Source organism: Phycicoccus sp. DTK01 (genome assembly GCF_017312765.1).
GTDB classification, from domain to species: Bacteria; Actinomycetota; Actinomycetes; order Actinomycetales; family Dermatophilaceae; genus Phycicoccus; species Phycicoccus jejuensis.
The window spans coordinates 1-18,713 of record NZ_BOPU01000003.1 but is presented as its reverse complement, the minus strand read 5'-3'; the positions used below and the strand labels follow the sequence as shown (position 1 = coordinate 18,713).

At 74.6% G+C, this 18,713-nt stretch carries 19 protein-coding genes; 17 read left to right on the top strand and 2 right to left on the bottom strand.

All coding sequences use genetic code 11. The annotated features are described in order from the left end of the window. Positions 1-138: 138 nt before the first annotated feature. Genes J3473_RS07610 through J3473_RS07595 form a run of 4 tightly spaced genes read left to right on the top strand, consistent with a single transcriptional unit; the run spans position 139 to position 4,091 of the window. Positions 139-1,281, top strand: coding sequence for an ABC transporter substrate-binding protein (locus tag J3473_RS07610; protein WP_207022605.1), 1,143 nt, complete (start codon positions 139-141; stop codon positions 1,279-1,281). After that, entirely contained in the window at positions 1,274-2,167 is an 894-nt protein-coding gene (locus tag J3473_RS07605; protein ID WP_242525758.1) for an ABC transporter permease subunit, read from the top strand. The genes J3473_RS07610 and J3473_RS07605 overlap by 8 nt, the downstream gene beginning before the upstream one ends. After that, on the top strand, positions 2,164-3,018 hold the full coding sequence (locus J3473_RS07600) for an ABC transporter permease (protein ID WP_207022604.1): 855 nt from the start codon (positions 2,164-2,166) through the stop codon (positions 3,016-3,018). Before J3473_RS07605 ends, J3473_RS07600 begins: the two co-directional genes overlap by 4 nt. Beyond that, entirely contained in the window at positions 3,015-4,091 is a 1,077-nt protein-coding gene (locus J3473_RS07595; protein ID WP_207022603.1) for an ABC transporter ATP-binding protein, read from the top strand. Before J3473_RS07600 ends, J3473_RS07595 begins: the two co-directional genes overlap by 4 nt. Before the next feature lie 95 nt (positions 4,092-4,186). Here J3473_RS07595 and J3473_RS07590 read toward each other — a convergent pair whose 3' ends face one another. Further along, positions 4,187-4,675: a DUF2306 domain-containing protein gene (locus J3473_RS07590; protein ID WP_207022602.1), complete on the bottom strand. Its 489-nt coding sequence runs from the start codon at positions 4,673-4,675 to the stop codon at positions 4,187-4,189. 2 nt (positions 4,676-4,677) lie between these two features. After that, positions 4,678-5,091, bottom strand: a complete 414-nt coding sequence (locus tag J3473_RS07585; RefSeq protein ID WP_207022601.1) for a MarR family winged helix-turn-helix transcriptional regulator — start codon at positions 5,089-5,091, stop codon at positions 4,678-4,680. 148 nt (positions 5,092-5,239) lie between these two features. On the opposite strand from J3473_RS07585, the gene J3473_RS07580 reads away from it, so the two are divergent. From J3473_RS07580 to J3473_RS07520, 13 genes are all read left to right on the top strand, one after another. Beyond that, complete coding sequence (locus J3473_RS07580) at positions 5,240-6,079, top strand: purine-nucleoside phosphorylase (RefSeq protein WP_207022600.1); 840 nt, start codon at positions 5,240-5,242, stop codon at positions 6,077-6,079. An 11-nt stretch (positions 6,080-6,090) separates the two neighbouring features. Then, entirely contained in the window at positions 6,091-7,764 is a 1,674-nt protein-coding gene (locus tag J3473_RS07575; RefSeq protein ID WP_242525757.1) for a phospho-sugar mutase, read from the top strand. Positions 7,765-8,125: 361 nt separating this feature from the next. Continuing rightward, positions 8,126-9,115, top strand: coding sequence for a deoxyribose-phosphate aldolase (gene deoC / locus J3473_RS07570; protein ID WP_242525756.1), 990 nt, complete (start codon positions 8,126-8,128; stop codon positions 9,113-9,115). 34 nt (positions 9,116-9,149) lie between these two features. After that, positions 9,150-10,598 (top strand): aldehyde dehydrogenase family protein, encoded by a 1,449-nt coding sequence (locus J3473_RS07565; RefSeq protein WP_207022598.1) that lies wholly within the window; start codon positions 9,150-9,152, stop codon positions 10,596-10,598. Beyond that, the gene (locus J3473_RS07560) at positions 10,595-11,503 is read left to right on the top strand and encodes an aldehyde dehydrogenase family protein (RefSeq protein ID WP_030527716.1); all 909 of its coding nucleotides are present in this window, start codon (positions 10,595-10,597) and stop codon (positions 11,501-11,503) included. Before J3473_RS07565 ends, J3473_RS07560 begins: the two co-directional genes overlap by 4 nt. Positions 11,504-11,681: 178 nt before the next feature. Next, complete coding sequence (locus tag J3473_RS07555; protein WP_207022597.1) at positions 11,682-12,254, top strand: GNAT family N-acetyltransferase; 573 nt, start codon at positions 11,682-11,684, stop codon at positions 12,252-12,254. A 49-nt stretch (positions 12,255-12,303) separates the two neighbouring features. Beyond that, positions 12,304-12,945, top strand: a complete 642-nt coding sequence (locus J3473_RS07550; RefSeq protein ID WP_207022596.1) for a uridine kinase — start codon at positions 12,304-12,306, stop codon at positions 12,943-12,945. A gap of 32 nt (positions 12,946-12,977) precedes the next feature. Next, positions 12,978-14,192 (top strand): hypothetical protein, encoded by a 1,215-nt coding sequence (locus tag J3473_RS07545; protein WP_207022595.1) that lies wholly within the window; start codon positions 12,978-12,980, stop codon positions 14,190-14,192. After that, a complete protein-coding gene (locus tag J3473_RS07540; protein ID WP_207022594.1) occupies positions 14,171-14,854 on the top strand; it encodes a DUF4129 domain-containing protein in 684 nt (227 codons plus the stop codon). Before J3473_RS07545 ends, J3473_RS07540 begins: the two co-directional genes overlap by 22 nt. Further along, a complete protein-coding gene (locus J3473_RS07535; RefSeq protein ID WP_207022593.1) occupies positions 14,851-16,062 on the top strand; it encodes a DUF4350 domain-containing protein in 1,212 nt (403 codons plus the stop codon). Before J3473_RS07540 ends, J3473_RS07535 begins: the two co-directional genes overlap by 4 nt. Then, the gene (locus J3473_RS07530) at positions 16,059-17,042 is read left to right on the top strand and encodes a MoxR family ATPase (protein ID WP_207022592.1); all 984 of its coding nucleotides are present in this window, start codon (positions 16,059-16,061) and stop codon (positions 17,040-17,042) included. The genes J3473_RS07535 and J3473_RS07530 overlap by 4 nt, the downstream gene beginning before the upstream one ends. Then, positions 17,042-18,334, top strand: coding sequence for a DUF58 domain-containing protein (locus J3473_RS07525; protein WP_207022591.1), 1,293 nt, complete (start codon positions 17,042-17,044; stop codon positions 18,332-18,334). The genes J3473_RS07530 and J3473_RS07525 overlap by 1 nt, the downstream gene beginning before the upstream one ends. A gap of 137 nt (positions 18,335-18,471) precedes the next feature. After that, positions 18,472-18,713: hypothetical protein (locus J3473_RS07520; protein WP_207022590.1), on the top strand; the 242-nt coding region annotated here is incomplete at its 3' end.

Here is an 18,713-nt window from a genome sequence, read left to right as displayed (position 1 = left end):
GGGGCAGGTCACGATCCGGGCACCCGGATGACGAAGTGGCAAAGGTCCCTTTCCGAACCACTACCTCTGCCCCTAGGGTGCGAGCGGGACCCCCGCCGGTCCCCGGCCCCCGCCGTCCCCCGTTGTTGGAGGTCTCCCATGTCCCGTCCCCTCGGCCGCCGCGCGGGTGCTCTCGCCGCCGCCGGACTCACCGCCCTCGCCCTGGCCGCCTGTTCCCCGCCCTCGGAGGGCGGCTCGGGCGACAGCGCGTCCTCGGGCGGCTCCTCCGCCGCCACGGCCACCTCGGCCGCCGACCTCGGGGGGATGGACGCCCTCGTCGCCGCCGCCAAGAAGGAGGGCGCGCTCAACGTCATCGCGCTGCCGCCGGACTGGGCGAACTACGGCGAGGTCATCAAGGCGTTCCAGGCGAAGTACCCGGACATCAAGATCACGAGCGACCAGCCGGACGCGAGCAGCGCCGACGAGATCGCGACGGCGAAGCGCCTCAAGGGCCAGTCCGGCGCCCCCGACGTCTTCGACCTCGGAGCGGCCGTCGCCCTCGCGAACACCGACATGTACGCCAAGTACAAGGTCTCGACGTTCGACGACATCCCGGCCGACTTCAAGGACGCCGACGGCACGTGGGTCAACGACTACGGCGGGTACATGAGCATCGGCTACGACTCGGCCAAGGTCCCCGCCCCGACGAGCGTCCAGGACCTCCTCGGTGCGGACTTCAAGGGCAAGGTCGCGCTCAACGGCAACCCGACCGAGGCCGGCGCCGCGTTCGCGGGCGTCCAGATGGTCTCGATCGCGGAGGGCGGCAGCGCCGGTGACCTCACCAAGGGCGTCGACTTCTTCAAGCAGCTCAAGGCCGCCGGCAACTTCCTGCCGGTCGACCCCACGCCCGCCACCGTCGAGTCCGGCCAGACGCCGGTCGTCATCGACTGGGACTACCTCAACGCCTCGCTGAGCGCCAAGGTCCCGACGTGGAAGGTGTTCGTGCCCAAGGAGGCCGTCGTCGCCGGCTACTACTACCAGGCGATCAACGTCGACGCGCCGCACCCGGCCGCCGCGCGCCTGTGGCAGGAGTTCCTCTACAGCGACGAGGGCCAGAACCTCTGGCTCAAGGGCGGCGCCCGACCGGTCCGCTTCGACGCGATGAAGACCGCCGGCACGCTCGACGCCGACGCGGCCGCCAAGCTGCCCGCCGTCGAGGGCACCCCGGTCGTCCCGACCCAGGCCGACTCCGACAGCGGCAAGAAGTACCTCGCCGACAACTGGGCCAACGCGGTTGGCTGACACGGCGATCGCCCGCCCCGCGGGGGCGCTGCGACGGCTGCGGCCGTCCGGCGCCCTCGCGGGGGTCGTGCCGTTCTTCGCCTACACGACCGTCTTCCTGCTGATCCCGACGCTCGTCGTCGTCATCGGCGCCTTCCTCGACGCCGACAACCGGCCGACGCTCGGCAACGTCTCGGCGCTCACGCAGCCGGCGGTCGTCCGGGGGCTCGTGCAGTCGGTCGTCCTGTCGGCCGTCACCGCGCTCGGGGGCGCGGTCATCGGAGGTGTTCTCGCGTACGCCGTGAGCACCGCGCGGCCGGGGTCGGTCACGCAGCGCTTCTTCACCTCGCTGTGCGGCGTACTGGCCCAGTTCGGCGGTGTCGCACTGGCGTTCGCCTTCATCGCGTCGTTCAGCGCGCAGGGTCTGCTCAGCGTCCTGCTCTCGAAGGTCGGGATGTCGACCGGCGGCGGTCTGTGGCTCTACGAGTGGGACCGCGGGCTGATGCTCGTCTACCTCTACTTCCAGATCCCGCTCATGCTCATCGTCTTCCTGCCCGCGGTCGAGGGGCTGCGGCCGCAGTGGCGCGAGGCGACCGAGACCCTCGGCGGCACCACGTGGACGTACTGGCGCCGCGTCGCCGGGCCGATCCTCCTGCCGTCGTTCGTCGGCGCCACGCTGCTGCTGTTCACGAACGCGTTCTCGGCGTACTCGACGGCGAAGGCGCTCGTCCCGCAGGCGAACCCGCTGCTCCCGCTGCAGATCGGCAGCTCGCTGTCGTCCGAGGTCATCCTCGGCCAGGAGAACATCGGCAAGGCGATGGCCCTCGAGATGGTCGTCGTCGTCGCCGTCGTCATGGCCCTGTACGCGTGGCTCGACAAGCGCGCCGGCCGCTGGATGACGCGATGAGCGGCCGGTCGACGTTCCGTCGCCGCCAACGGGTCTTCCGCTGGGTGACCCTCACCTTGCTGCTCGCGTTCTTCGGCCTGCCGCTGCTCGGGATGCTCGAGTTCACGCTCCAGGGCCCCGGCGGGAACGGCCGGACGCTCGACACCTGGCGCACCCTGGCCGACGTCTCGCAGATCTCGCTCGAGTACCCGGCGCTCAAGGAGGGCTTCCTCGCGTCCGTCGGGCTGGCGGTCGTCACGCCGCTCGTCATGCTCGTGCTCCTCGTCCCGACGATGACGTGGGTGCGGCTGCGGCTGCCCGGCCTGTCGCGCACCGTCGAGTTCGTCTGCCTCCTGCCGCTCACGGTGCCCGCCATCGTCCTCGTCGTCGGCCTGACCCCGGTGTACGCGTGGGTGTACTACCTCGTGGGCTCCTCGACGATGTGGCTCGCGCTCGCCTACGTCGTGCTCGTCCTCCCCTACGCGTACCGCTCGCTCGACGCGGGGCTGCGCGCCATCGACGTCCGCACGCTGTCGGAGGCCGCGCGCTCGCTCGGGGCGTCGTGGTTCACCGTCATGTGGCGGGTCGTCCTGCCGAACCTGCGCACCGCCGTGCTGTCGGCGTCGTTCCTCTCGGTCGCGCTCGTCCTCGGCGAGTTCACCATCGCCAGCCTGTTCAGCAAGAAGAACCTCCAGGTCGCGATGTACGAGCTCGGCAAGTCCGACGCGAAGATCTCCGTCGCCGTCGGTCTCGCCGCCCTCGTCTTCGGCTTCGTCGTGCTCTTCGCCATGTCCTTCGTCGGCACCCGCCCGGCCGGCGCCGGGCGCATCGCCCGCCTGCGTCGTCCCCGTCCCGCCAAGGAGACCCCGTGACCGCCGCCCCCGACACCGCGACGACCCGCGGCACCGCCGTCCAGCTGACCGACCTGCGCCGCGTCTACGGCGGGGTCTCGGCCCTCGACGGGCTGACCCTGCACCTCGAGCCCGGCGAGCTGGTGTGCCTGCTCGGCCCGTCCGGCTGCGGCAAGACGACGGCGCTGCGCTGCCTCGCGGGCCTCGAGGACCCCGACAGCGGCACCATCGAGGTCGGCGGCCGCGACGTCACGCGCATCCCGACGAACAAGCGCGACATGGGGATGGTCTTCCAGGCCTACAGCCTCTTCCCGCACATGACGGCGCGGCAGAACGTCGAGTTCGGCCTCGAGCTGCGCGGCCGTGACAAGGCCTCGCGGCGGGCCCGCGCGGGCGAGATGCTCGACCTCGTCGGGCTCCAGCAGCACGCCGACAAGTACGCCCACCAGATGTCCGGCGGGCAGCAGCAGCGTGTCGCGCTGGCCCGGGCGCTGGCCATCGAGCCGCAGGTGCTGCTGCTCGACGAGCCGCTGTCGGCCCTCGACGCCAAGGTGCGCACGCAGCTGCGCGACGAGATCCGGCGCATCCAGCTCGAGGTCGGCACGACGACGCTCTTCGTCACGCACGACCAGGAGGAGGCGCTCGCCGTCGCCGACCGGGTCGGCGTCATGTCCACCGGCCGGCTCGAGCAGCTCGCGCCGCCGGCCGAGCTCTACTCCGCGCCGCGCACGCCGTTCGTCGCCGACTTCGTCGGGCTGACCAACCGGCTGCGGGCGCGCGTCGAGGGCGGCCGGGCGCACGTGCTCGGCGGCAGCATCCCGGTCCTGCCGGGCTCGGCCGAGGGCGACGCCGTCGTGCTCGTGCGCCCCGAGGGCGTCACGGTCTCCCCCGGGGGCGACGGTTCCGGCGAGGGCGGGGCGAGTGTCGTCAGCGCCAGCTTCCTCGGCGGCCACGGGCGCGTCATCGTCCGCACGCCGGCCGGCGAGCTCGTGACGGTCCAGGTGCCCAACACCGACGTCACGCGCTACCGGCCGGGTGACCACGTCGTCCTCGCCCCGCGCGGTGACGCCGCGCTGGGCGTCGCCGCCGACTGACGCCCCCAGCCCCGTGCGAGCGCGGGCTACACCGCAGTAACTGTCGTCCTGACGTCACGTACTGCGGTGTAGCCCGAGCCGCGGGTGGCCACGGATCAGCCGGGGACGACGACCGCGGAGCTGCGCCCGGCGAGGCGGTCCCCGGCGGCGACGACCGCCACGACCGTGACCGCGAGGACGAGGAGCGCGGCGGCCGCGCCGAGCGGCTCATCCACGGCGAACGTCGGGATCATCCGGGTCGGCAGCGCGAGCGCGAAGACCATCGCGATCGCCGAGCCGAGCCAGCTGCCGACCATGTTCGCCCGATGCGCCCGCAGGTCGCCGCGGCGGATGCCGACGACGCCGAGCGTGACGGTCACGAGCGTCACGAGGCTGAGGACGTGCAGCCAGCTGAACGCGCCGTCGCGCAGGTGGCGGATCCAGAACGAGGAGACCGCCGTCCAGAGCATGAGGACGACCCAGACCCGCCCGACGTGACGGTGGCGGGCGTCGCCCTTGCGGCGGGCGAGCTGCACGACACCGAGCGACACCGAGAGCAGCGCGGCGGCGACGTGGGAGGTGATGAGGAGGGTCCAGGCGTGCACGGTCAGTCCTTCCGGAGGGCGGTGACGAGGGTGGTGACGGTGTGCAGGAGGTCGGCCGGGTCGGCGCCGACCGCGCGGACGGCGTCGTCGAAGCGGTCACCGAGCACCTCGGTGGCGGCCGTGAGGCGGGTGACGCCCTCGGCGGTCACCGCCAGCTCGCGCCGGTTGCCGTGGCCGCGACCGACGTCGAGCAGACCGTCCGCCGCGAGGCCGGCGACCATCCGGCTCGTCGCGGCCTCGCTCGCGCCGAGACCGTCGGCGAGCTCGCGCTGGGTGGGCCGGTCGAGCCGCGAGGCGTGGAGCAGGACGAGGTAGCGCCGGTAGGTCAGGCCGCTGCCCGAGCGCGCGAGGAGGGTCTCGGCGCGGCGGTCCATCAGGGCGACGAGGACGTGGAGCTCGTGGGCGAGGGAGGCCATGCACCTAGACTTGCATGTGCAACTTGCATCCGCAAGTCCCAACGTGCGCCCGGTGCGCGCTACACCGCAGTACGTGCTGCCCCAGCGACCGTTACTGCGGTGTAGCCCGGCACTGGGGCGGTCCGCGCGGCGTCGCTAGGCTGCCGCCGTGACCGACACCGCCGCCGCCCACAACCTGTCCGACCCCTCGACCGACCCGTTCGCGGTCGCCGAGGCCGCCGCCGCCGTCATCCGCGAGCGCACGGGGGTCGAGCGCCACGACATCGCCCTCGTCCTCGGCAGCGGCTGGGGCCAGGCGGGCGACCTCATCGGCGAGACCGTGACGACGATCGAGAACACCGACGTCCCCGGCTTCGGCAAGGCCGCGGTCGCCGGGCACAGCGGCTCGATGCGCTCGGTGACCATCGGCGACACCGGCCGGCGCGCGCTCGTCTACGGCACCCGCACCCACTTCTACGAGGGCCGCGGCGTGCGTGCCGTCGTCCACGGCGTGCGCACCGCGGCGGCCGCCGGCTGCACGACCATCGTCATCACGAACGGCTGCGGCGGCCTGCGCCCCGAGTGGGCGCCCGGCACCCCCGTACTCATCAGCGACCACATCAACCTCACCGCGCACTCCCCCATCGAGGGCGCGAACTTCGTCGACCTCACCGACCTCTACAGCCCCCGGCTGCGTGCGGTCGCGCAGGAGGTCGACCCGACCCTCGACGAGGGCGTCTACGTCCAGTTCCGCGGCCCGCACTACGAGACCCCGGCCGAGGTGCGGATGGCCAAGGTCCTCGGCGGTGACCTCGTCGGGATGTCGACCTCGCTCGAGGCGATCGCCGCCCGGCAGAGCGGCCTCGAGGTGCTCGGCGTCTCGCTCGTGACGAACGCGGCGGCCGGCATCTCGCCGAACCCGCTCAGCCACGAAGAGGTCCTCGAGGCCGGCCAGGCCGCGGCCGAGCGCTGCGGACGACTCCTCGCCGACGTCGTCGGCCGCATCTGAGGACCGCCCCCGTGAGCGCCCCCACCGACCTCGACGCCCTGATCGCCGCCGCCCGCGCCTGGGCGGCCGACGACCCCGACCCCGTGACGCGCGCCGAGCTGGAGGGCTTGGCCGACCGCGCCGGCACCGACGACGCCGCCCGCGAGGAGCTTGCCGACGCGATGTCGGGGATGCTCGAGTTCGGCACCGCCGGCCTGCGCGGCAAGCTCGGCGGCGGCCCGAACCGGATGAACCGCGCCGTCGTCATCCGGGCCGCGGCCGGGCTCACCGCGTACCTGCGCACCGTCACCGACGAGCCGTTCGTCGTCGTCGGCTACGACGCGCGCACCAACTCCGACGTCTTCGCCCATGACACCTGCGCCGTCGTCACCGGGATGGGCGGCCGGGCCGTCGTCCTCCCCCGGCCGCTGCCGACCCCGGTGCTGGCGTACGCGATCCGCCACCTGGGTGCCGACGCCGGCGTGATGGTCACCGCCTCGCACAACCCGCCGCAGGACAACGGCTACAAGGTCTACGTCGGCGACGGCTCGCAGATCGTCCCGCCGGTCGACGGGCTCATCGCCGCCGAGATCGACCGCATCGCGTCGGTCGCGTCCGTGCCGCGGGCCGACGACGGCTGGGACACCCTCGGCGACGACGTGCTCGAGGCCTACCTCGACGACGTCGTCACCGTCGTCTCCCTCGACGCCCCGCGCGAGCTGACCGTCGTCCACACCGCGCTGCACGGCGTCGGCTCCGAGACCGTGCGCCGAGCCTTCCTCGCCGCGGGCTTCGCCGAGCCGCTGCCCGTCCCCTCGCAGGCCGAGCCGGACCCGATGTTCCCGACGGTCTCCTTCCCCAACCCGGAGGAGCCGGGGGCGATGGACGCCGCCCTCGAGCTCGCCGAGCAGACCGGCCCCGACCTCGTCGTGGCCAACGACCCCGACGCCGACCGCTGCGCCGTCGCGGTGCCCGGCCCGGGTGGCTGGCGGATGCTGCGCGGCGACGAGGTCGGCGCGCTGCTCGGCTCGTACGTGCTCGAGCGGGGCGTCGCCCAGGACTCCCCCGACGCCGTGTTCGCCAACTCGATCGTCTCCTCGCGCCTGCTCGCGGCGATGTGCCGGGCCGCCGGCGTGCGCCACGAGGAGACCCTGACCGGCTTCAAGTGGATCGGTCGCGTGCCCGGGCTGCGCTACGGCTACGAGGAGGCGCTCGGCTACTGCGTCGACCCCGGCCACGTCCGCGACAAGGACGGCGTCTCGGCCGCGCTGCTCGTCGCCGAGCTCGCGGCGACGCTCAAGCAGCAGGGCCGCACCCTCGTCGACCGCCTCGACGACCTCGCCCGCGCGCACGGCGTGCACGCCACCGACTCGTTCTCCGTGCGCGTCGAGGACCTCTCGCTGATCGGCCGGATCATGGAGCGGCTGCGCGCCCAGCCGCCGACGACGGTGGCCGGTGTCGACGTCGCCCGCGCCGACGACCTCGCGCGCGGCGACGGCGGCCTCCCGCCGACCGAGGGCCTGCGCTACCACCTGGCGGACGACTCGCGCATCATCGTGCGGCCCTCCGGCACCGAGCCGAAGCTCAAGGTGTACCTCGAGGTCGTCGAGCCGGTCACCGGCGACGACCTGCGCGGCGCCCGCGAGCGCGCGGCCGACCGGCTCGCGGCCGTCCGCGCCGACCTCGAGGCCGCGACCGCCCTCTGACCCCGGCGGCCGCAGCACCCTGATGGCCGCAGCACCCCGCGCTCCATCGGCGCCCGTCCGTGGCGCACCCGATGGTGGGGCCCGTGGCGCGCCGGCGGGGGTGATCACCCCCGTTCCCGCGCCACCAGCCGCACCTCCGGCCGGTGCCGGCGGCGCTTCGGCCCTCCGCCGGGCGCATCGCGGAGGGCGCTCCGGCCGGCGCCGCTGGGAGCATCGAGGGGCGCGGGCGCCGGCCCCTCGGCATCGTCCGAGGTCAGCGCCCGCGGGTGGCGAGATGTGCCATCCCGGCGGGCCCCGGGTCGTGCGGTGGTGCCCCCGTCCGACGGTGACCCGGCCCCACCGACCCCCGTACACTCCCGGGGTGAGCACGAGCACCGAGGTCGACCCGACGACGCGAGCCCGCGACATCCTCGGGGTCTCCCGCCTGACCAACTCCGCCCTGACCGGCTGGCTGCACGGCCTGCCCGGCGTCGACCAGGTCGGCTGCGAGGCCCGCGCGGCGGCGCTGTCGACCCGCTCGGTCAAGACCTCGAGCAAGGCGTGGGCCATCGACACCGCCATCTCGATGATCGACCTGACGACGCTCGAGGGCGCCGACACCCCGGGCAAGGTCCGCGGGCTCGCGACGCGCGCGCTCGTCCCGGACCCCAGCGACCCCAGCACGCCGAGCCCGGCCGCGGTCTGCGTCTACGGCGACATGGTCCCGTTCGCGCGTGAGGTCATCGGCGAGCGCGACGTGCGCATCGCCGCCGTCGCCACCGCGTTCCCGAGCGGCCGCGCGAGCCGCGCCGTCAAGCTTGCCGACACCCGCGACGCCGTGCAGAACGGCGCCGACGAGATCGACATGGTCATCGACCGCGGGGCCTTCCTCGCCGGCGACTACCTGTCGGTCTTCCGCGAGATCGCCGAGACCAAGGAGGCCTGCGGCGACGCGCGCCTCAAGGTCATCATGGAGACCGGCGAGCTCGTCACCTACGACAACGTCCGCCGCGCCTCGTGGCTCTCGATGCTCGCCGGCGGCGACTTCATCAAGACCTCGACCGGCAAGATCTCGCCGGCCGCGACGCTGCCGGTCACGCTCGTCATGCTCGAGGCCGTCCGCGACTGGCGCGACGCCACCGGCGAGCAGGTCGGCGTCAAGCCCGCCGGCGGCATCCGCACGAGCAAGGACGCCATCAAGTTCCTCGTCACCGTCAACGAGGTCGCCGGCGAGGACTGGCTGAGCAACGAGTGGTTCCGCTTCGGCGCCTCGAGCCTGCTCAACGACCTCGTCCTCCAGCGCCAGAAGATGACGACGGGCGCCTACTCCGGCGCCGACTACGTCGCCGACGACGCCCCCAGCGGCTACTGACCCGCCACCCCGACCGACCCAAGGACAGCAGCGAATGCCCACCTTCGAGTACGCGCCGGCCCCGGAGTCCCGGGCCGTCGTCGACATCGCCAGCAGCCACGGGCTGTTCATCGGCGGCGAGTTCGTCGAGGCCACCGGCGGCAAGCCGTTCAAGACGCTCAACCCCGCCACCGAGGAGGTCCTCTCGGAGGTCTCCGAGGCGACCGCGGACGACGTCGACGCCGCCGTCCGCGCGGCCCGCAGCGCCTACACCCGTGTCTGGTCGCGGATGAGCGGCGCCGACCGCGGCAAGTACCTCTACCGGATCGCCCGGATCATCCAGGAGCGCGCCCGCGAGCTCGCCGTCCTCGAGACGCTCGACAACGGCAAGCCGATCAAGGAGAGCCGCGACGTCGACATCCCCCTCGTCGCCGCGCACTTCTTCTACCACGCGGGCTGGGCCGACAAGCTGTCGTACGCCGCGCTCGGCGAGAACCCCCGGCCGGTCGGCGTCGTCGGCCAGGTCATCCCGTGGAACTTCCCGCTGCTCATGCTCGCGTGGAAGGTCGCGCCGGCCCTCGCCTGCGGCAACACGGTCGTGCTCAAGCCGGCCGAGACCACCCCGCTCACCGCGCTGCTCTTCGCCGAGATCTGCCAGCAGGCCGAGCTGCCCGCCGGTGTCGTCAACATCGTCACGGGCGCGGGCGCCACCGGGCAGGCCATCGTCGACCACCCGGGCATCGACAAGCTCGCGTTCACCGGCTCGACGGGCGTGGGCAAGATGATCGCCCGCTCCATCGCCGGCACCCGCAAGAAGGCGACCCTCGAGCTCGGCGGCAAGGGCGCGAACATCATCTTCGACGACGCCCCGGTCGACCAGGCGGTCGAGGGCATCGTCAACGGCATCTTCTTCAACCAGGGCCACGTCTGCTGCGCGGGCAGCCGGATCCTGGTGCAGGAGAACGTCGCCGACGAGGTCGTGCGTCGCCTCAAGCGCCGGCTCACGACGCTGCGCATCGGCGACCCGATGGACAAGAACACCGACGTCGGCGCCATCAACAGCCGCGCGCAGCTGCAGCGCATCGAGGAGCTGACGGCCGCCGGGTCGCAGGAGGGCGCCGAGCGCTGGGACTCCGGCTGCGAGCTGCCGAGCACCGGCTACTGGTTCCGCCCGACCGTGTTCACCGACGTGTCGCAGTCGCACCGGATCGCCCAGGAGGAGATCTTCGGGCCGGTCGTCTCGGTGCTGACCTTCCGCACCCCCGGCGAGGCGGTCGCCAAGGCGAACAACACGCCGTACGGCCTCTCGGCCGGCATCTGGACCGAGAAGGGCAGCCGCATCCTCTGGATGGCCGACCAGCTGCGCGCCGGTGTGGTGTGGGCCAACACGTTCAACAAGTTCGACCCGACCTCGCCCTTCGGCGGCTACAAGGAGTCGGGCTACGGCCGCGAGGGCGGCCGCCACGGCCTCGAGGCCTACGTCAAGACCGGGAGTGACCAGTGAGCGCGCGCGTGGACGTCCGCAAGACGTACAAGCTCTACATCGGCGGGAAGTTCCCCCGCTCCGAGAGCGGCCGCTCCTACGAGGTGCTCGCCGCGCCGACCGGCCGTCGCGCCACCCCGCGCTTCCTCGCCAACGCGGCGATGGGCTCGCGCAAGGACGCCCGTGACGCCGTCGTCGCCGCCCGCAAGGCGCAGCCCGGATGGGCCGGCGCCACCGCGTACAACCGCGGCCAGGTGCTCTACCGCGTCGCCGAGGTGATGGAGGGCCGCCGCGCGCAGCTCGTCCAGGACGTCCGCGACTCCGAGGGCCTGACGCCCGCGCGCGCCGAGGCCGTCGTCTCCGCCGCGATCGACCGGTGGGTCTGGTACGCCGGCTGGGCCGACAAGTACGCGCAGGTCCTCGGCGGGCTCAACCCGGTCGCCGGGCCGTACTTCGACATCTCCGCGCCGGAGCCCACCGGGGTCGTCGCGGTGCTCGCGCCCCAGGCGTCGTCGCTGCTCGGCCTCGTGTCGGTCGTGGCGCCGGTCGTCGTGTCCGGCAACACCTGCGTCGTCCTCGCCTCCGAGGACCGGCCGCTGCCGGCCATCGACCTCGCCGAGTGCCTGGCGACGTCCGACGTGCCGGGCGGTGTCGTCAACGTCGTCACCGGGCGGACCGCCGAGGTCGCGCCGTGGCTCGCCTCGCACCGCGACGTCAACGCCATCGACCTCACCGGCGCGGCGGACGCGGCCGGCGTGGAGTGGGGCGACCTCGAGCTCGCCGCCGCCGAGAACCTCAAGCGCGTGCTGCGCCCCGGCGGCTCCGGCCCCGAGGCGGTCGAGCCCGACTTCGACGCGGTGCCCGACCTCTCGCGCCTCACGGCGTTCCTCGAGACCAAGACGGTCTGGCACCCGAAGGGCCGCTGACCCCCGTCTCCTCCCCCGCCCCACCTTTTCGGGGTCACCCCGAAATGTCCACGAGACCCCGGATCCGTTCCGGGGTCTCGTGGACGTTCCGGGGTCTCGGAGCGTCAGATGCGTCCCGCGCTGCTCCGCGCCGGAAACCCGGTCGCCCCGACGCGTCGACCGCTCCTAGCCTGCCGGGATGCCGACACCGCTGCCGACCCCGACCCTGGAGACCGCCAGGCTGCGGCTGCGTCCCTTCCGCCCGGAGGATGCCGACGCGCTCTTCACCCTGATGAGCGACCCCGTCGTGCTGCGGTACTGGGACGCCCCGCCGTGGCGGGACCGCGAGCGGGCGCCGGCGTTCGTCCGGGCGTGCGAGCGGGTCGCCGAGAACGGCTCCGGCGCACGACTCGTCGTCGAGCGTCGCTCCGACGGCTCCTTCGTCGGCTGGTGCGCCCTGACGCAGTACGACGCGGGGTACCGCAGCGCCGTCATCACCCACGTCCTGCGGCAGGACGCCTGGGGGCAGGGCCTGGCCACCGAGGCCGGGAGCGCGCTGCTCGACTGGGCCTTCGCGACCCTCGACCTCAACCGCGTCCAGGGCGAGGCCGACACGCGCAACCCGGCCTCCCGGCGCGTCCTCGAGAAGCTCGGCTTCGTCCACGAGGGCACGCTGCGCGAGGACTGCGTCGTCGACGGCGAGGTGTCGGACACGTGGGTCCTCGGCCTCCTGCGCCGCGACCGACGGCCGGCTCCGCCCACCGGCGCCTGAGGGGCGGGCGGTCCGGGCGACCCCGCCGCGCGCCGTAGGATGGTGGCCCGTGGGTGAGCAGGACACGGACGCGCAGGACACGACGACCGACCCTCCCCGCGACCGGCGCCGCGTCGTCGTCCTCGCCGGCCCCAGCGGAGCCGGCAAGTCCCGTCTCGCCGAGCGGCTCCACGCCCGCCGCGGCTGGCCGGTCTTCCGCCTCGACGACTTCTACCGCGACGGCGACGACCCCGCCGCGCCGCGCCATCCCACCCTCGGCATCGTCGACTGGGACCACCCCGACAGCTGGGACGCCGACCGCGCCGTCGCCGCCCTGCGCGAGCTCGTCGACACCGGGCGCACGCTGCTGCCGGTCTACGACATCTCGACGAGCCGGGCCACCGGGTCGCACGAGGTGACCGCCGGCCCGACCGACCTCGTCCTCGCCGAGGGCATCTTCGCCGCCGAGGTCGTCGCACGCCTCGAGAACGAGGGGATGCTGCACAGCGCCTGGTGCGTCCACCACCGACCGTCGGTCACGTTCGTCCGCCGCCTGCTGCGCGACCTCGGCGAGCGCCGCAAGCCGCCCACCGTCCTCGTGCGCCGCGGCTGGCGGCTGATGCGGGAGGAGCCGGGGATCGTCCAGCGGCAGACCGCACTCGGGGCCGTGGGCTCTCGCGCAGCCGCCGTGGAGCGCACGCTCCTCGGCTAGGGTGGCGCCGTGAGCGTCGAGGGGGTCCGAGGATGACCGACCAGCCCTGGGTGGCGCCCGGGTCCGGGCCCGAACGACCCGACCCGACGGCCCCGCCGCCCCCGGGCGGATGGACGCCGCCGGCCGTCCCGCCGACTCCCGGCGCGGCCTACCCCCCGCCTCCCGGCGCCGCCTACCCGCCGCCGCCCGTGGGGTCCGCTCCCCCGCCGGGATGGCAGCCGCCGGCCTACCGCACGGTCGACGTGCGGCCGGGCATCGTGCCGCTGCGCCCGCTCGGCCTCGGGGACGTCTACGGCGGCGTGCTCAAGGCCGTGCGCGGCAACCCCGCCGCGACGATCGGCCTCGCCGCCCTCACCTGCTTCGCGCTGCTCCTGCCGACGACCGCTCTCGGCGCGTTCCTCGCCGGCCAGGCGTCCAGCGACCCCCTCGGCTCCTTCGCGGCCACCGACACGGTCCCGGACAACGCCGGGATCTCGCTCGTCGGCCAGTACCTGCCGACCATCGGCCAGCTGCTCTCCGCGGTCCTGCTCGCCGGGTTCCTCGCCCAGGTCGTCGGCCAGGCCGTCCTCGGCCGCAAGGTCGGGATGGGCGAGATCTGGCGCTCCACGCGCGGGCGCGTCCTGCCGCTGGTCGGGGTCGTCCTCCTCACGGGCATCCTGCTCCTCGTCGTCCTCGTCGTCGGCGTCGCGGGGGCCGTGGCGCTCGTCGTCGCGCTCGACCCGAGCGGCACCGGGGGCATCCTCGCGGCGATCGGCATCGTCCTGCTCGTCGGGCTCCTGACCGTCGCCGTGCTCGCGCTGCTCGCGACCCGATGGGCCTACGCCGCACCGGCGGTCGTCCTCGAGCGGATCGGGGTCATGGCCTCGCTCCGGCGCTCGTGGGGACTCGTCGGCGGTCCGTCGAGGGGCCCGTTCTGGCGCGTCTTCGGCATCCGCCTGCTCACCGCCGTCATCACCGGCGTCGCCTCCACCGTCATCACCTTCCCCATCTCCCTCCTCCTGCTCGGCGTCGTCGCGGCGACGACCATCGGCTCGGGCTCCTCCGACGGCGGCACGCTGCTCGTGGCGCAGACCCTCGTGAGCGGGCTGACGGCCCTGCTGACCGGGGCGCTGACGACGCCGTTCAGCGCCGGGGTCGACGCGCTGCTGTACGTCGACGGGCGGATGCGCCGGGAGGGGCTCGACATCCAGCTCATCCAGAGCGCCCAGGGTGCCGCCGCCCCGCCGTGGCCCTCCACCTCGCCGTGACCCCGGCCGACGCCCCGCTCGACCCGAGCAACGAGCAGGCGCGCCGCTGGCTCGAGGAGGAGCTGACCGCCTCCCGGTACCACGCGCAGCCGAGCATCCTCGAGCGCCTCAACGAGCTCCTCGACCGGCTGCTCAACGCCCGCCCCGAGGGCGGCCTGCCGGGCGTCGCCGTGCCCATCGCCGTCGGGCTCGTCGTCGCGGTGCTGGCCCTCGTCCTCTGGCGGCTGCTGCGGCGCGACGTCGGGGGCAGCGCCGGCCGCGGGTCCTCGCGCGCCCTCGACGTCCCCGACGTCCCGGCGGCGACGCTGCGGGCGTCCGCCCGGGCGGCCCTCGAGCGCGGCGACCTCGACGCAGCGGTCCTCGACGGCGTGCGGGCGATCGCGCGAGCCGGGGTCGAGCGGGTGCTGCTCGACGACGCGCCCGGCCGGACGGCGCACGAGGTCGCGCAGCTGCTCGGCGTGACCTTCCCCGGCGAGCACACGGCCCTCGCCGACGCCGCCGACGCCTTCGACGCCGTCCGGTACGGCGACCGCCGCGCCACCGCCGAGCAGGCCCGCGGCGTGCTCGACCTCGACGCGCGCCTGGCCGCCGCCCGCCCGGAGCGCCCGACGGTCCCGACCGACCCGCCCGCAGCGGCTCCCGCCCCGGAGCCGGTGCGATGAGCGTCGCCCCGGCCGGCGTCGACGCCGGCCGCGTCGTCCGCCGCACCCGCGACGTCGTCCTCTGGGTGCTCGCGGTCGTCGTCGGCGGCGCCCTCCTGGCCGTCGCGGCAGGCGGCCCCCCGCCCGAGGACCGCCTGCACCCCGACGGCACCGGGCAGGGCGGGACCCGGGCGCTCGTCGAGGTGCTGCGCGACCAGGGCATCGACGTCGAGGTCGTCACCTCGTCGCAGGAGGCCGTCGAGGCCACCGACGACGGCAGCACCGTCGTGGTCGGCAACTCCGACCTCCTGACCGACACCGCGGCCCGCCGGCTGCTCGAGGGCACCCGGGCCGCCGACCGCGTCGTCCTCCTCGACACCGCACCGGGCGTCCTCGACGCGCTCGGGCTCGGGGTCACGGCGCGCCCGGCCGACGGCCCGGCGACCGACCCGCAGTGCACGCTCCCGTGGGTCGGGCGCGAGGACCGCGTGAGCCGGACCTCGTGGGCGCTCGTCCCGGTCGACGGCCGCGAGCTGCCCCCCGGTGTCGTCGGCTGCTGGCCCACGCCGGACGACGGCGGCGACAGCGGCGACGGCGGCGACGGCCCCACGGCGTACGCGGCGGTCGACGTCCCCGCCACCGACACGCACGCGCCGGTCACCGTCGTCGGCTTCCCCGACGCCGCCACGAACCGTTTCGTCACCGAGGACGACGACGCCGGGCTGATGCTCCGGCTGCTCGGCGCGTCCCCGCGCCTCGTCTGGTACCACCCGGGCGCCGAGGACGCGACGGCCAACCCGTCGACCGACGACTCGTCGGTGTGGCCGGAGTGGGTCGGCCCGGGCCTGCTCCTCGCCGGCCTGGCGTTCGTCGCCTTCGCCGTGGCCCGTGGACGCCGGCTCGGCCGCCTCGTGCCCGAGCCGCTGCCCGTCGTCGTGCGCGCCGCCGAGACGACCGAGAGCCGCGCCGAGCTCTACCGCGCCTCGGGCGACCGGGTGCGCGCCGCCCGGGTGCTCCGTCAGGCCACGGGTGCCCGGCTCGCCGTCCGCCTCGGGCTGCCCGCCCGCACACCGGCGGACGAGCTCGTCCCCGCCGTCGCGGCGGCCGCCGGGGTGCCCGCCACCGAGGTCGACGCGCTCCTGCGCTCCCCCGCCCCGCTCGACGAGGCCGGCCTCGTCGCCCTCGCCCAGCAGCTCGCCCATCTCGAGGAGAAGGTCCGCACGTCATGACAGACACCCCCAGCACGCCCGCCCCGCAGGCCGCCGACGCGCGCGCGGCCCTCGTCCGGGTCCGCGAGGAGGTCGCCAAGGCCGTCGTCGGGCAGGACGCCGCCGTCGCCGGGATGCTCGTCGCGCTGCTCTGCCGCGGGCACATCCTCCTCGAGGGCGTCCCCGGCGTCGCGAAGACGCTGCTCGTGCGCAGCCTCGCCGCGTCGCTCGACGTCGGTACCAAGCGCGTGCAGTTCACGCCGGACCTCATGCCGGGCGACCTCACCGGCTCGCTCGTCTACGACAGCCGCGCGAGCGACTTCGAGTTCCGTCCCGGCCCGGTCTTCACGAACCTCATGCTCGCCGACGAGATCAACCGGACGCCGCCCAAGACGCAGTCGGCCCTGCTCGAGGCGATGGAGGAGCGGCAGGTCACGGTCGACGGCACGCCGCACCCGCTGCCCTCGCCCTTCCTCGTCGCCGCCACCCAGAACCCCGTCGAGTACGAGGGCACCTACCCGCTGCCCGAGGCCCAGCTCGACCGCTTCCTCCTCAAGGTCGTCCTGCCCGTGCCGGAGCGCGACGACGAGGTGTCGGTGCTGCGCCGGCACGCGTCGGGCTTCGACCCGCGCGACCTCGCCGGCGCCGGGCTGCGACCGGTCGCCACGGCCGCCGACGTCGAGGCCGGGGCGGGCGCCGTCCGCGAGGTCGAGGTGTCGGACGAGGTGCTCGGCTACGTCGTCGACATCGCGCGGGCCACCCGCACCTCTCCCTCGCTGGCGCTGGGTGTCTCGCCGCGTGGCGCGACGGCCCTGCTCGCGACGAGCCGGGCCTGGGCGTGGCTGAGCGGTCGTGGCTACGTCACCCCCGACGACGTCAAGGCCCTCGCGGTCGCGACCCTCGCGCACCGCCTCATGCTGCGTCCCGAGGCCGAGCTCGAGGGCACGTCGGTGACGTCGGTCCTGCACGGCGTCCTCGCGTCGGTGCCCGTGCCGCGCTGATGGCCCTGACGACGCGCGCCGCCGCGCTGCTCCTCCTCGGCCTCGTCCCCGTCGGGCTGCGGCCCGAGGGGTCGACGGTCGCGCTGTGGACGCTCGTGTGGCTCTTGCTCGTCGGCCTCGACCTCGCCCTCGCGGCCACCCCGAGCGCCCTGCGGCTGACCCGCGAGGACCCCGCCCTCCAGGTCCGGCTCGGCGAGTCGACGACGACCGGGGTGCTCGTCGAGAACACCGGACGACGGCGGGCGCGCGGGCTGCTCCGTGACGGGTGGCCGCCCTCGGCCGGCTCGTCCCCGTCCCGTCATTCGCTGGATGTCCCGACCGGCGAGGTGCGGCGCGTCTCGACGCGGCTGACCCCGACACGGCGCGGTGACCGGCGGGCCGACCGCGTGACGGTGCGGCTCCTCGGGCCGCTGGGGCTCGCCGGGCGGCAGCGGTCGGTGGAGGCCCCGGCCCGGCTGCGCGCGCTGCACGCGTTCCCGTCCCGCAAGCACCTGCCGAGCCGGCTCGCGGTGCTGCGCGAGCTCGACGGGCGGGCGGCCGTGCGCACCCGGGGGCAGGGCACCGAGTTCGACAGCCTGCGCGAGTACGTCGACGGCGACGACGTCCGCTCCATCGACTGGCGGGCCACCGCGCGCCGCCAGCACCTCGTCGTACGCACCTGGCAGCCGGAGCAGCACCGGCGCATCGTCATCGTCGTCGACACCGGCCGCACGAGCGCCGGCCGGATCGGTGAGGCCCCGCGCCTCGACGCCGCGATGGATGCAGCCCTCCTGCTCACCGCGCTCGCGGGGCACGCGCGCGACCGGGTGCAGGTCGTCGCCGGCGACCGTGGCATCCGGACCCGGGTCAGCGGCGCGGACCGTGCCGGCCTGCTGCACGACGTCATCTCCGCGATGACCCCCATTGACCCCGAGGTCGTCGAGACCGACTGGGGCGTCCTCGCCGCCGAGGTGACGCGCTCGACGCACCGCTCGCTCGTCGTCCTCCTGACGCCGCTCGAGCCGGCGGCGATCGAGGAGGGGCTCATCCCCGTGCTGCCGGCGCTCGTCGCGCACCACCGGGTCGTCGTCGCATCCGTCGCCGACCCCGCCCTCGACGCGATGCGCGCGGCGCGCGACGGGTCCGAGGAGGTGTGGGGCGCGGTCGCTGCCGAGCGCACGGTGTCGTTGCGGCGGCAGGCCTCGGATGCCCTCGGCCGGCTCGGGGTCGACGTCCTCGACGCGACGCCGGACGACCTACCGGTGCGCCTCGCTGACCACTACCTCGCGCTCAAGCGCGAGGGGCTGCTCTGAGGAACCGGTCCGTCCACACGTCCGTGTCCACGCCTGTCGCAGAGCGGTTTTCCACAGCGGGGTAGGACGGCAGCCGTCGTCCACAGGTGCCCGTCCCGACCTGATGCCCTGTCGGTGTCCGGTGCCAGGATGGTCACATGTCAACGGGGACAGCCGAACTCGAGGAGCGCCGCTCCCGGCTCGAGGCTGGCCGCGACGCCCTGACCGGGCTCGACGAGGTCCTGACCGCCGCGCCCGGTGACGACCTCGGTGGGTTGATGGAGCTGCTCGACGAGGTCGCCGCGCGGGCCTCTGCTGCCCGGGTCGTGGTCGCGCTGGAGGCCGTGCGGCGCGGGGAGGTCGCCGGGTCCGCCACCCACGCCTGGGTCCGGCAGCACGC

Bases quoted from the DNA above. Each gene is read 5' to 3' on its own strand.
- J3473_RS07610 (WP_207022605.1), top strand. From the start codon at position 139: ATGTCCCGTCCCCTCGGCCGCCGCGCGGGTGCTCTCGCCGCCGCCGGA.
- J3473_RS07600 (WP_207022604.1), top strand. From the start codon at position 2,164: ATGAGCGGCCGGTCGACGTTCCGTCGCCGCCAACGGGTCTTCCGCTGG.
- J3473_RS07585 (WP_207022601.1), bottom strand. From the start codon at position 5,091: ATGGCCTCCCTCGCCCACGAGCTCCACGTCCTCGTCGCCCTGATGGAC.
- J3473_RS07565 (WP_207022598.1), top strand. From the start codon at position 9,150: ATGCCCACCTTCGAGTACGCGCCGGCCCCGGAGTCCCGGGCCGTCGTC.
- J3473_RS07555 (WP_207022597.1), top strand. From the start codon at position 11,682: ATGCCGACACCGCTGCCGACCCCGACCCTGGAGACCGCCAGGCTGCGG.
- J3473_RS07545 (WP_207022595.1), top strand. From the start codon at position 12,978: ATGACCGACCAGCCCTGGGTGGCGCCCGGGTCCGGGCCCGAACGACCC.
- J3473_RS07535 (WP_207022593.1), top strand. From the start codon at position 14,851: ATGAGCGTCGCCCCGGCCGGCGTCGACGCCGGCCGCGTCGTCCGCCGC.
- J3473_RS07530 (WP_207022592.1), top strand. From the start codon at position 16,059: ATGACAGACACCCCCAGCACGCCCGCCCCGCAGGCCGCCGACGCGCGC.
- J3473_RS07525 (WP_207022591.1), top strand. From the start codon at position 17,042: ATGGCCCTGACGACGCGCGCCGCCGCGCTGCTCCTCCTCGGCCTCGTC.